General features: G+C 34.8%; 12 protein-coding genes and 1 pseudogene. 6 read left to right on the plus strand and 7 right to left on the minus strand.

What is annotated here, in order from left to right:
• Window positions 1-599 precede the first annotated feature (599 nt).
• Window positions 600-2303, plus strand: coding sequence for a beta-N-acetylhexosaminidase (gene nagZ, locus QFZ31_RS01675; RefSeq protein WP_307300376.1), 1704 nt, complete (start codon window positions 600-602; stop codon window positions 2301-2303).
• 319 nt (window positions 2304-2622) lie between these two features.
• On the opposite strand, the gene QFZ31_RS01680 is transcribed toward nagZ, so the two are convergent.
• The 3 genes from QFZ31_RS01680 to QFZ31_RS01690 form a co-directional block, all read right to left on the minus strand.
• On the minus strand, window positions 2623-3549 hold the full coding sequence (locus tag QFZ31_RS01680) for an IS3 family transposase (protein ID WP_307311289.1): 927 nt from the start codon (window positions 3547-3549) through the stop codon (window positions 2623-2625).
• The gene (locus QFZ31_RS01685; protein WP_307299904.1) at window positions 3450-4016 is read right to left on the minus strand and encodes a helix-turn-helix domain-containing protein; all 567 of its coding nucleotides are present in this window, start codon (window positions 4014-4016) and stop codon (window positions 3450-3452) included. The genes QFZ31_RS01680 and QFZ31_RS01685 overlap by 100 nt, the downstream gene beginning before the upstream one ends.
• Window positions 4017-4080: 64 nt before the next feature.
• Window positions 4081-4851 (minus strand): isochorismatase family cysteine hydrolase, encoded by a 771-nt coding sequence (locus tag QFZ31_RS01690; protein WP_307300378.1) that lies wholly within the window; start codon window positions 4849-4851, stop codon window positions 4081-4083.
• A gap of 442 nt (window positions 4852-5293) precedes the next feature.
• Here QFZ31_RS01690 and QFZ31_RS01695 point away from each other — a divergent pair, with 442 nt between their 5' ends.
• Window positions 5294-5605, plus strand: a complete 312-nt coding sequence (locus QFZ31_RS01695; protein ID WP_307300380.1) for an iron-sulfur cluster biosynthesis family protein — start codon at window positions 5294-5296, stop codon at window positions 5603-5605.
• 227 nt (window positions 5606-5832) lie between these two features.
• Here the strand turns inward: QFZ31_RS01695 and qoxD are convergent, their stop codons facing one another.
• From qoxD to qoxA, 4 genes are read right to left on the minus strand one after another with little or no spacing between them, the layout of a single operon-like run.
• The gene (qoxD, locus tag QFZ31_RS01700; RefSeq protein ID WP_307300382.1) at window positions 5833-6117 is read right to left on the minus strand and encodes a cytochrome aa3 quinol oxidase subunit IV; all 285 of its coding nucleotides are present in this window, start codon (window positions 6115-6117) and stop codon (window positions 5833-5835) included.
• A 1-nt stretch (window position 6118) separates the two neighbouring features.
• Window positions 6119-6715, minus strand: a complete 597-nt coding sequence (gene qoxC, locus QFZ31_RS01705; RefSeq protein WP_307300384.1) for a cytochrome aa3 quinol oxidase subunit III — start codon at window positions 6713-6715, stop codon at window positions 6119-6121.
• Window positions 6716-6717: 2 nt separating this feature from the next.
• A complete protein-coding gene (gene qoxB / locus QFZ31_RS01710; protein WP_307300386.1) occupies window positions 6718-8661 on the minus strand; it encodes a cytochrome aa3 quinol oxidase subunit I in 1944 nt (647 codons plus the stop codon).
• A 59-nt stretch (window positions 8662-8720) separates the two neighbouring features.
• On the minus strand, window positions 8721-9653 hold the full coding sequence (gene qoxA / locus QFZ31_RS01715) for a cytochrome aa3 quinol oxidase subunit II (protein WP_307300387.1): 933 nt from the start codon (window positions 9651-9653) through the stop codon (window positions 8721-8723).
• A 466-nt stretch (window positions 9654-10119) separates the two neighbouring features.
• On the opposite strand from qoxA, the pseudogene QFZ31_RS01720 reads away from it, so the two are divergent.
• The 4 genes and pseudogenes from QFZ31_RS01720 to QFZ31_RS01735 all read left to right on the plus strand — a co-directional run.
• A pseudogene (locus tag QFZ31_RS01720) lies at window positions 10120-10297 on the plus strand (GntR family transcriptional regulator); the annotation flags it as partial.
• 473 nt (window positions 10298-10770) lie between these two features.
• Window positions 10771-10902, plus strand: coding sequence for a hypothetical protein (locus tag QFZ31_RS01725; RefSeq protein ID WP_307300389.1), 132 nt, complete (start codon window positions 10771-10773; stop codon window positions 10900-10902).
• Between the two features lie 191 nt (window positions 10903-11093).
• Window positions 11094-11735: a deoxyribose-phosphate aldolase gene (deoC, locus tag QFZ31_RS01730; RefSeq protein WP_307300391.1), complete on the plus strand. Its 642-nt coding sequence runs from the start codon at window positions 11094-11096 to the stop codon at window positions 11733-11735.
• A 282-nt stretch (window positions 11736-12017) separates the two neighbouring features.
• Window positions 12018-12521 carry an SCO family protein gene (locus QFZ31_RS01735; protein WP_307311314.1) on the plus strand — a complete coding sequence of 168 codons (504 nt, stop codon included), beginning with the start codon at window positions 12018-12020 and terminating at the stop codon, window positions 12519-12521.
• Window positions 12522-12539: the final 18 nt, after the last annotated feature.

Consider the following 12539-nt stretch of genomic DNA (forward strand, 5'->3'; position numbering starts at 1 on the left):
TTATGTTAGTCAACGTAATACTAAGTAGCCGACATATTCGACTACTTTTTTTGTGTGTAATTATTGCCTAATAATGATGAAGTACATGATGGAAGGTTTAATACGTTTATGGAAATTCCACCAACAAAGTGCGCTTCTCTGTAATCAGATAAGTACTTGTTTATGTTAAGGGATAAGAAAAGCATATAGTTAGTAATAGTAAAAAGAATATTTCTTCTATGGACCGCTCATCCTTTATTATCCATTTATATTATTGATGATACGATTAAAAAACTTGTATTGTTAAATTTTCAGAATTCAAATGGAAAATTAAAGTTTGATGAGGGACAGTTCGCACATTTAAGAATGGTGGCTGTCTCTTTATCATTAGATTGTTAGACTGTTTAAACTATTCTATTATCTACTTTACTATTAAATGAAGTTCACAAGATCCTAAAAATCCTTTTTAAGGAATTAATAGAATGAATTTATATAGAAGTTTTGTGGGATATTATGGATAGTATAACACATATAGATTGTGCATTTAGTGGAGAACATCCTCCCAATTCTATCGTAAGAGTTGTGACCAGCTTTGAATTTCAACTGGAAGGGGCAACACATTGAAAAAGTTGATTATGAAAATGATGTTCATTTTGATTACATTATTACTAATTAATGGTTGTTCAAATAATAATACGGATAAACAAAAAGAGATGAATAACAACCAAACTGAAGATACCCAAAAGACCACTAAACCACCTAAGAAAGATTCCATTCATGAACAACTAAAAAAGATGACTTTAACTGAGAAAATCGGGCAAATGATAATCGCAGGATTTGATGGTATAACTGTTAACACAAATACGCAGACGCTTATTAATAAATACAAGCTTGGAGGGTTAATCCTATATCAAACGAATGTTAAGGATGCTGCTCAATTAGTAAACTTAACAAATGCAATTAAAACTACAAACACCAAGAATAAGATACCATTATTTATATCCGTTGACCAGGAAGGCGGGAGGGTAAACCGAATGCCAACATCAATCATAAACACACCAAGTGCAAGAATCATTGGAAATAAAAATGATGAAAAATATGCATATAATATCGGCAGGATGATTGCCAATGAATTGCAGGCTTTTGGATTTAACACAGATTTCGCTCCCGTTCTAGATATCCAAAGTAATCCTAATAATGCAGTTATTGGGGACCGTTCATTTGGATCTGATTCCAGTGTTGTTTCAAAACTGGGAGTTAGCATGATGAAGGGTATTAGTTCAGGGAATATCATTCCGGTTGTAAAACATTTCCCTGGTCACGGTGACACTTCCGTTGATTCTCATTTAGAACTTCCATTAGTTCAGAATGATCTTACAAGACTAAAAAAGGTTGAATTAGTTCCTTTTGACAATGCTTTCAAAAATCACGCCGATATGGTGATGGTTGCTCATATATTAGTTCAAAAAATTGATCCTAATTTTCCGGCATCTATGTCCAAAACCATTATTACAGATCTATTGCGTAATCAATATAGATTTGGGGGGGTTGTCATTTCAGATGATATGACAATGGGCGCTATTGCAAAGTATTACAAGTTGGAAGACGCAGCCGTAAGGGCAATAAACGCGGGGAGCGACATTATTTTAGTTGGTCATGGTATGGATAATGTGGCTACAGTCTACAACAGTATTTATTCAGCTGTGACAAATCATACTATTTCAGAAGAAACTATAAATAAGAGTGTATACAGGATTTTAACTTTGAAACATAAATATCATTTAAATAATAATAAAATTTCACCTGTAAATGTAAGTAATTTAAATAATCAAATAACAAAAACGATATCAAATGCTCCCGTGCCTACGGCAGATAATCCAAAGTATAAATTACTATTAAATATAGCGACTAAAGCAAAAGAAGGTTCCATTATAAACTCTGATTTTCATCTAAAAAGCACTACGATTGAGGAAGTAAGAGAAAACTGGGGAGAGGAAGATAAAAGAGAGTATGTTGATGCAGCTAAAGGTACCTATTGCACATATAGTAAAAAAAATGTAGTTGTGGCTTATAACGAACGGCAGCAGTTGTTTGAGATTCGATCCTACGATCCTAATTTAAAGGTCTTAACCATTGACGATATAAAGAATTATTTTGGTTCCCCCACAGCAGATGTTAAAACAAGTAACAAAGAAGAAATTATCAGTTATACAGTTGGAACCAATACCTTAAAGTTTGTGTTTCCTTTAGGGACTCAAAACTTGTATCTTGATCATTACTCTATATATAACGCATCCGTAGCCAATAATAATATGGCAAGTTAAATAAAAAGATGGGTAAACCATTTCTTCTGAAGCTAGTTAATTTTGAAAAATACTATTAACAACACGACGAACCATATAATGTAGATAGCTGGTGTAAATGGCATTGTTTTTAAAAGAGCTGTATGGTGATTTTAAAACTGGCACAATTATTCAGCTAACGGCGGCGATGCTTCAATAACGATGTATCGCTTTTCTTATGCAAGTAACGGGGAGTGTAGTTTAATAACTAGTACATCTTTTATGAGATTATTATTTGCAATTTTCCTCAATCAAAAAAAGCCTCCAAACTGATGTGACCCCCAAAAGTTAGAGTTTTATATTAAGCAGCTAATTGGCTAGTATGGACCCGGTATTGAACCGGGCTCATACCTGCCAATTTTTGCTTTATACGCTTGTTATTATAATAACTGATATATTCTTCAATTCTCTTTTTTAATTCCTCATATGAGCATAGTGCTTCCCCGTAATACATTTCTTGTTTTAGTAATCCGAAAAAGTTCTCCATTGGCGAATTATCTAAACAGTTTCCTTTACGAGACATACTCTGGAACACCTTGTTTTTCTTAAGGGTTTTCACCCATTTATTATGTTGATAATGCCATCCTTGATCAGAATGTACAGTAGTTCTAAACTTTGAATCTTTTACTATTTCTAGTGCTTCCTCGAGGGGGGTGAGAGCTAAATCTAAGGTTGGACGCATACCTATACCAAAAGAAAGAATTTCACTATTGAACATATCCATAATTGGATTTAAATATAGCTTAATACCGTCTGAACACTTAAATTCTGTAATATCTGTTGTTAGTTTTTGATGACACACATTCGTTTTAAAGCGGCGATTGATAAGGTTCTTGGCAACAGTTCCAGTTGTACCCTTGTATGAACTGTACTTGCGTGATTTTAATTTGAATTTATCTCCCTTGAGCCCAAGCTCGTTCATGATGCGTTGCACCTTCTTATGATTCACTTCATACCCACGGTTTTCTAATTCTAATTGAATACGACGATAACCATAATTTCCGTTATGTTCTTCGAAAATGGATTGAATAAGTTCCTCCAACTCCTGGTCTGGATTCTCCTTATTCATCATTTTTATATGATAATGGTAGGTGGATTCAGGAATGCCGACTATTTGTAAAACATCTTTTAGTTTGAAGGTTTCTTTAAGTTCGAATGATAATGCTGCTTGTGCTTTTCGAGATAGCCCTTCGGATCCATCTGAAAAGCTCGCAACTTTTTTAAATATTCTACCTCTAAACGAAGAAGTTCGTTTTCTCTTTCTAACTTTTGTTCGTACGTTAATTCCTTATCTTCAATGTGTTTATTCTTTTTGTTTTTTTTAGTTTTATCAGACATGGATGGCCGTCCTTTCGGTCTATCCAGGGCTTCAGTACCACCCTCCAGAAGAGCCCTTTTCCAAGCTGCAATCATAGGAGCGTTAGTTATGCCAAATACAAGGGCTGTATCAGTTTCTGAAGAACCTGTTCTCTTCATAAAGCTTAATACATCTAGCTTGAATTGAACAGAATATGTTTCTCTATGTTTCTTCCTCTTTAAACCTTCCACACCAAATTTCTCGTATACCTTTACCCATCTCCTAATCGGAGTACTGTCTTTCATTTCATACTTTTTAGCTAAAAGAATATATCCTAATTTCCCATCTTGATATTCCTTGACTAACTTTAACTTAAATTCTTCACTATATTTGGCCATAAAAATACACCCCAAAAGTTAGATTTCACTCTAACTTTTGGGGTGCAGTACAAACTCGAGGCTTTTATCTATGACTTGATTTCATTTTATCTACAGTCTCATTTGTAGACCATGAGGCACTAGCAATCATACGAAAATTTATTTTTGCGGCCATGTCTCCATCTAAATTATTTACTATTGCGGACCCTGTTGCGTCGTGAACCACTGACACTTCAAATCCTTGTTCAATTAGTTCACGCATATGGGATTCAACGCACAGGTTCCCAGACATACCTGCCAGTATGATGTGGGTAATTCCTTGTTTTCGCAGTTGCAAACCCAAGTCATTGGCCTCGGGTCCATAAATTTTGTGCGGACTTGTGATTACGGTTTTCCCATCTTCAATATATGGCTTATATCTATCAAGAAAGTCCGCACCAGAACCTTTAAAGCCTTCAAGCGTTAAAGGCCCTTTACGTTGATACATATTAAGTTCGTGCATTGCATGTTCCAAAACTCCCCCAAACTTCCATTTTTGGTCATATGGATAATAGTAATGAGGGGAAACAAACACTTTGAAATTATTTGCCTTTGCTGTTTTTAATAATGATTCAATGTTCTCAATCGTATGATTTTTAGCAACACTTTCTTTTACTAAATTCCATGCTACACCATTTGGACTTAAAAAGTCATTTTGTGGATCTGTAAGCACCAAAGCAGTATTCTTTGGATCTACCTTCATTCCGGGTGCTGGAAGGGGTTTAGTTTGTGCTGCAACTACGTTTTGATTAAAACCATAAAGATTGAGATTGACAAAAAAAGAAAACAGAAAGAAACATTGTAGAAATTTTCTCATTGAGGTTCTCCTTTAATAAATTTCTGTAGATATATTATGTGATTTTTAAACTTGTGAAATTCATGTTAATAAATACTCTTTTCATTTAAGGGATTACCTCAATATAAAGCAAATGCAAAGTGTACAGATCTAGATTCGTACTAAGTTGAAAGTTATTTTCGTTTTCTTTTGTAATAAAAGTTGTGATAGTTGGTTAAGTTCTTTTACAAAGGATTTCATCCATCTACACCTGAACTTTCTATGTGGATTGGAAAAATATTATAAAATTGGATGGTCCGTAAAAATTTGTTATTTCTTATAATCATATTAGGGTATCTATTGAAAGGGGTTTTTGACATAGTAAAAAATGGCATTTAACGTTATTTGTTTAGAGTAGCGAATTACGAATTATTTAGAATCAAATTTAAAGTGAATTTTTTATAATATTCCAGGAGGTATATTTATGGAGATAACTATTACAAATAACGCCACTGAAGCACTTAAGCAGGTAAGTAATGATAAAATGGTTCAATTATCATTTGATAAAGGTAGCTGTGATATAGTCAATACTATTTATGAAATCATTGTGATTCCAAGAAGAACTGTTACTCCTAGAGAAAAAACTATTAAGGTAAATAATATTGATTTTTTATTTGATGAAAGCTTTGAGGAAGTATATGACCATCAGTTGGTAATTGACTATGTAGGAGGATTTTTTGTATTTAAAAACAAAAATCAAACTTTCAATAATAGAATTGGAATAAAATTCTTATAAGCTTTTAATTCAGACATAAAATCATTCAATGAGTTTATATGTAGGTGTAAGGTCAGAGATTACTAACTATTATAAAGAATGTCTTACATAAGATTTGCAAAGTCATACATTTCTAATCTTGAACGTTATTTTCAGTAAGATATAGACAAAAAGCACCTGAAATTGAACATTTCAAGTGCTTTTTTCATATTTATCAAGTGTTATCAAGGAAGTTTCCATTATAATTATTATAAATAGCCCCAAATCATGCAAAGTAATGTACCAAAGATAGTTACAAGGGCGATGATTAGTGCGTAATATATGTTTGTATAAATTGCTCCTTTATCCTCCGTTTCCCCAGCGTGCATAAATACCACTAGCTGAAGACCCGCCTGTACAAACACTGTAATAAGTAGAATAGTCATTGCAACGGTGAATGGCAAATGAAATAAGTAAACGCAAAGTGCCATTAACGTTAGGATGATAGAAAATATAAAGCCCATCACTTGTTCAAGAGGGAATAAAGCTTTCATATTAGATCATTCCTTTCAAGTAGATGAAGCTAAAGATAAATATCCAAACTACGTCTAGAAAGTGCCAATAAAGAGAGAAAATGAATGACTTATTAGCTGTTTCTGGTGTTAACCCGCGAGTTTTAAGTTGGAAAATGATAAATAATCCCCAGAAAACACCAAAAGTAACGTGCGCTCCATGTGTTCCTAATGTATTTAATAGGGCAGCAGTAAATGCACTAGTTTGTAGTCCAGCACCAATATGAACATAGTGTATAAACTCATAGACTTCAAGACTCAAGAATCCTAGACCGAGAAGAAGAGTTATTGCAAAAAAGACCTGCATAGCTTTTTGGCTACCTAATCGCATTGCGTGAATTCCTAGCCCAATTGTAAAGCTGCTTGTTAAGAGTATCATTGTTTCAAGTAACACAGGAGTAATGTCGAAAATTTCTGTACCAGTCGGGCCGTTACCGGTGCGATTAACCAAGGTAAAATATCCTGCAAAAAGCGTAGCAAAAAGCATAATTTCGGCCCCAAGAAAAATCCAAAAACCTAAAATATTTATTTGATTTTGATGTGTACCATACTCGAGTGGCAGCGAGTGATTGATTTTCATGATTAAGCACCTCGCAATTTCGTTTCAGTTTCTTCAATTTCTTTAACCGAGATGTAATGTCCGTGATCCTTTTCTAATGAACGGTGCCCCATACAGACAAAGATTCCAATGGTTGTACTAATTGCGGGAATCCACATACCAAATACGAATGAAAAACCCCATGCAAAGAAAATACATCCCAGGATAAACGGAATACCGCTATTATTTGGCATATGAATATTTTCATATTTGCCAGGGAATAAAATATGATTATTATACTTAGCTTCCCAAAGCACATCAACTGACTTAACATTTGGCACTATTGCAAAATTATATTCCGGCACGGGACTAGGAGTGGCCCATTCAAGTGAACGTGCATCCCATGGGTCCGAACTAATATCCCTAGATGCATAACGTGTACTATAGTAAACGTTGTAGACGATCAAAATAAATCCAATCGCTAAACCAATCGCTCCAATAAACGAAAGCATATTCCAAATACCATACCCAGTTGATTCAGAATATGTGTACATTCGGCGGGCTTGTCCGTCCAAACCAGAGAAAAACATTGGCATGAATGCTAATAAAGTGCTCATAGAGATAATCCAAGCAGTCCATTTTCCAATTTTTTCATTAAGAATGAAACCAAACATTTTTGGCCAATAGTAATGGAAACCAGCAAGCATAGCGAATACCACACCTGGTATAATAACCATGTGGAAATGGGCTACTAGAAACATAGTATTATGGTATTGATAGTCCGCAGCTGACATTCCGAGCATTACTCCAGTAACTCCCCCAATTGTAAAAATCGGAATGAAGAGCAAGGAATAAAGCATTGGCGTAGTAATGATAATTTTTCCTTTCCAAAGCGTAAATAGCCAATTAAAAATCTTAACCCCTGTCGGTACTGCAATTGCCATTGTGGTAATCGAGAAGATACTGTTAGTTAGCGCTCCTTGTCCCATTGTAAAGAAATGGTGTGTCCATACCAGGAATGAAAGGAGAGAGATGATCACCATGGAGCCAACCATAGATTTATAACCATATAGGTTTCTGCCAGAAAAGGTAGAGATAATCTCACTGTATATACCAAATGCTGGTAAAACTAAAATATATACTTCAGGATGTCCCCAAACCCAGAAAAAGTTGGCCCAAAGCATATCCATACCGCCATTTGTTGAGGTGAAAAAATTCGTTGCAAAAAGACGGTCCATTGTTCCCATAATAAGTGCCACTGTTAATACTGGAAAAGCAAAAACAATGATAATATTAGCTACTAGGGAAGACCAAGTAAACATTGGCATTTTCATTAAAGTCATACCTGGTGCTCTCATTTTAAGTATGGTAGTAATCATGTTAATGCCAGTCATTAAAGTACCCATACCTGAAATCTGGAGAGCAAACATATAATAATTCGTTCCTACAGATTCACTAAATTCGTTATTGGCAAGAGGGAAATAAGAAGTCCATCCTGCATCTGGAGATCCACCTATAACAAAAGAGATATTGAGTAACATAGCCCCCATAAAGAAAAGCCAGAAGCTTAGTGCATTTAATCGTGGAAATGCCACATCACGGGCTCCAATTTGCAATGGAACGATATAGTTCATGAACGCCATGATAAAAGGCATTGCCATAAAAATGATCATAACCGTCCCATGAGTGGTGAAAATTTCGTTATAATGCTGGGCATCCAACATCTTGTTTTCGGGTATTGCCAGTTGGGCACGCATCATAATCGCATCTGCTCCACCACGGAAAAGCATGAGGAGAGCAGATATTAAATACATGATTCCAATACGTTTATGGTCTACAGTGCTTAACCATTCACGCCAGAGATATCCCCACTTTTTAAAATATGTTAAGCCGGCAATAATCGCGATAACGGTTAGGCCGATTGCAACCATTGATACATAAATAGCAGGACTTGGATGAGGGACTGCAAAACGTTCAAAGATATCCATCTATTATGACTCCTTTCGAGTTTGTTTAATATAAATAACAATCAATTTTTCCAATTAGCTTAATGGCTGTTATGGGCAGAATTACTATCTTCAGAGCTAGAATGTTCCTCAGAAGAGTGGTTGTCAGAATCATCAGATTGAGAAGCCCCATGTTGGTGCCCGCCATTTTCACCTTCTGGTGGCGGCAGGAAAGTCAAATGTGTTCCAGTGTAGGTGGACTGACCAACATGCCCATGTTCCAACAATTTATCAAATTTTTGCTCAGTTAATGGTTCTGCTGAATCTTTCACTTCATTTACCCATTCATCAAATTCTTCTTGGGACATCGCTGTGACATTGAATGTATTCTCTGCGAACCCTTTACCATTAAAATTTGCATTCCGCCCCATAAATTCACCAGGAACGTCAGCAGCTAAGTGCAACGTATTAACCATGTCCGCCATTGCATATTTTTGCCCTCCAAGTTGTGGAATCCAAAAACTTGTGATTGGTCCGTATGAATACAATTTAAACTCAATTGGACGTTCAACTGGTATATATAAGTAGTTAACCGTTTCAATATTTTCTTCTGGATAGCTAAAATGCCACTTCCAATTTGAAGTAGAAGCATAAATTATTAGTGGTTCTTTATCTTTGTATATCGCCGGTGCTGATTCTACCTTATAGTTGCTTTGAACAGAAACAATTGACAGAAATACAACAATAATAACCGGAATCCCGACACAGATGGCTTCGACCAGAATGCTGCCCTCAATGTGCGGCGGACGATAATCTGGCATTTGTTTTGAAGCTCGATATTTGATTAACATATAGGCCAATATTCCGAAAACAATGATCACGATGAAAGACATAATCCAAATGGATAGAATGATATCCTTGGCTTGTGTTTGAGCTTGTGGGCCTTTTGGATCCAAAACTAAAAAAGATTCACACCCTGTTAACATTGTGGTAATAGTAAAAATCGCTGTCAAAATAGCCCATTTTTTTTTCATGGATAAACCCCTTTCCTTTTAAAAGATTCATAGGAAAATATTCAGTTTTATTATGTTGGTTGATTCACAATTGGTTATTATATTAGTGGCGGAATTTTAGAAAATCAAGAAAATGTGAAGTGTGTCACAAAGTGTTCAAAAACGAAAATCTAAATTTCTGATGATAAATTTGTATTATTATTTGATTAAACCCCGTGATATTTAAGGGTTTATAATCTGAGGAAGAGTTTGAAAATGAAAAGTGGATGGTTGGATTTATTGTCAATTGGATGATTAATTACTTATTAAAATAGAATAAAATTGGGAAATTTAGAGGATTTATCTATTGGCAAATAACTCGATAGGTAATTTTTTTTGAGTGCAGTTTAGAGGAAAAAAAACAAAGAGAAAAATAATATATGATAATAAAAAATAAAAAGTGCTGTAGTCAATGAATTGGAAGCCAGATTGAAGAGCAAAAAAAACGATCTATAAACAGCCTGCAGAATATATTGAAAATGGAATCGCTAATGGTACTTTTCCGCCGGATAAACCCCAACCATCAGAACGATCCTTATCTAATGAACTTAATGTAAACAGAAGTACAGTAGTGGCAGCGTTTGATGAGCTAGAAATCAAATGGACTGATTCAAAGAAATAGAGGAGTATTGGAAGGGTAGATTATAAAGGAGTCATATATGTTCCGGGCTACACGATGCGGATCCAAAGGGGTTATGTCCGTTTTACGTTCGCAAAGGACGATGAAGAATCCAAACATGAAGGAATAGAAAAACTTGCGTAAGCACTAAATTCCCTTTAAAACGATTTCCGACATGTATATTTTAACTAGGAATCCTGCTTTTCATCATGGTTCTTTTTTACATTGAGTAATAATGGATGGTTAAAAAAGTATGAGATTGGATGGCTATAAAATTTCTATATCCTATATTATGGAGTAGTGGATCGTATGAAATGGTCCACTCATATGGAAAATTTATAGGGAATTAAGATTCGTTAATGTGTGAATTGATTCACAATTATCTCTACATGCATTAACCGAACTATCACAGGTATAAAACACAAGTTACATGTGATTTAAGAGTGTAGTTATTATTAAATTATATAGGAGAAAAAGGAAATGAAAAAGAAAATGAAAAAGGGACTATTTGTGGCCAGTATTCTGGGGTTAATCTTGGTTATGGCTGGATATAATAAAAAAAACTCAAAGGAGGTTAAGAAAATGCCTAAAGATGTACAGGGTTTGGGTTGAGAACCTGACAATCCCGCGTCTAGTTAGCGGAGGAAATAATTGAGGGTTTAAGGATGACCGTGCACTCTGTTTTGCGACGAACAGAATTTAGGAAAATCGAACACTCATCTCTTTTTATTAAATCAGAGAGCTTTTGACTTATAATATTTAATTATTCCTCAAAAATATAACTTCTAAGGTGGCGAACTTATTTGGATTATTCTAACTTAATTGACCACACATTACTTTCAGCTGACACTAAAGAAAAAGATATCATTAATTTATGCCAAGAAGCAAAACAATATGGCTTTGCATCAGCAGTTGTAAATCCTGCATGGGTAAGCTTATCAGCAGAACTTTTGCGCGATTCGGATGTAAGTGTCTGTACCGTTATAGGATTTCCTTTAGGTGCGAACACGCCCGAAACAAAGGCATTTGAAACTAAAAATGCTATTGAAAATGGGGCTACAGAAGTCGATACAGTTATAAATATTGGGGCATTAAAAGATAAAAACGATGAACTCGTTGAAAAAGATATACGGTCTGTTGTGGAGGCTGCAAAAGGAAAGGCTTTAGTAAAAGTTATAATTGAGTCATGCCTTTTGACAAATGAAGAAAAAGTACGTGCATGCCAAATTTCTGTAAAAGCAGGTGCAGATTATGTAAAGACTTCAACGGGATTTTCTTTACATGGAGCGACTGTTGAGGATGTAGCAGTCATGAGAAAAGCGGTTGGACCAGATATTGGAGTTAAGGCATCAGGGGGAGTACGAAATAGAGAAGATATTAAAGCGATGATAGATGCTGGAGCATCAAGAATTGGGACCAGCTCTGCTGTAAAAATTCTAGGATAATGGAATGGTAAATTCTTTTGAATAAATTTAACAATATTTAAATCTGTAGAAGTTTTAGGTTCAAGGCCGGATATTTTTAAATTGTTAAAAAACAGGGAAAAGCAGGAGAGCTCCATTTGTATTAAATAGCACAGTTCTACAATAAAAATTTTAGCCGTTTTCTTTCAATGGAAAATCGGCTTTTTTACTTATTTAATACGGGTGACAATTTCTATGAAAAATATTTTTAAGATTTTAGTAGCTTATCTCTTCCTGGTCCTACTAACCGGCTGCTAAGAAGGAATAAAAGATCCTCTAAATTGGGAATTAGAGGATTTCAATGCTAGAACAGAAGAAGGGAAAGATATAAGTTTAACAGATTTAAAAGGAGAAGTATGGATTGCCGATTTTATCTTTACGAATTGCGCAACTGTATGTCTGCCAATGACGGCAAATATGACTAGACTTCAAGGGATGTTAAAAGAGAAAGGATTAGACGTGGAAATCGTTTCATTTAGTGTCGATCCATCAGTGGACACTCCTGAAAAATTAAAAGAATATGTAATGAAATTTAATGGAGAATTAACAAATTGGCAACTATTAACTGGATATTCACAAGAATTTATTGAAGAATATGCGTTAAAGAATTTTAAAACCATCGTGAAAAAACCAGGAACAGATAACCAAGTCATCCATGGTACTTCTTTTTATCTTATTGACAAAGAAGGGATTGTTGTCAAAGATTATGATGGAATTACTGTTCCTTATGACGATATTATTAGAGATATTAATATATTAACAAAATAAGGTAATAGTGTTTGGTGT

Source organism: Neobacillus niacini, from assembly GCF_030817595.1.
Taxonomy (GTDB): Bacteria; Bacillota; Bacilli; order Bacillales; family Cytobacillaceae; genus Neobacillus; species Neobacillus niacini_G.

Bases quoted from the DNA above. Each gene is read 5' to 3' on its own strand.
- QFZ31_RS01695 (WP_307300380.1), top strand. From the start codon at position 5,294: ATGGAGATAACTATTACAAATAACGCCACTGAAGCACTTAAGCAGGTA.
- qoxB (WP_307300386.1), bottom strand. From the start codon at position 8,661: ATGGATATCTTTGAACGTTTTGCAGTCCCTCATCCAAGTCCTGCTATT.
- qoxA (WP_307300387.1), bottom strand. From the start codon at position 9,653: ATGAAAAAAAAATGGGCTATTTTGACAGCGATTTTTACTATTACCACA.
- QFZ31_RS01690 (WP_307300378.1), bottom strand. From the start codon at position 4,851: ATGAGAAAATTTCTACAATGTTTCTTTCTGTTTTCTTTTTTTGTCAAT.
- qoxC (WP_307300384.1), bottom strand. From the start codon at position 6,715: ATGAAAATCAATCACTCGCTGCCACTCGAGTATGGTACACATCAAAAT.
- QFZ31_RS01685 (WP_307299904.1), bottom strand. From the start codon at position 4,016: ATGGCCAAATATAGTGAAGAATTTAAGTTAAAGTTAGTCAAGGAATAT.
- qoxD (WP_307300382.1), bottom strand. From the start codon at position 6,117: ATGAAAGCTTTATTCCCTCTTGAACAAGTGATGGGCTTTATATTTTCT.
- QFZ31_RS01725 (WP_307300389.1), top strand. From the start codon at position 10,771: ATGAAAAAGAAAATGAAAAAGGGACTATTTGTGGCCAGTATTCTGGGG.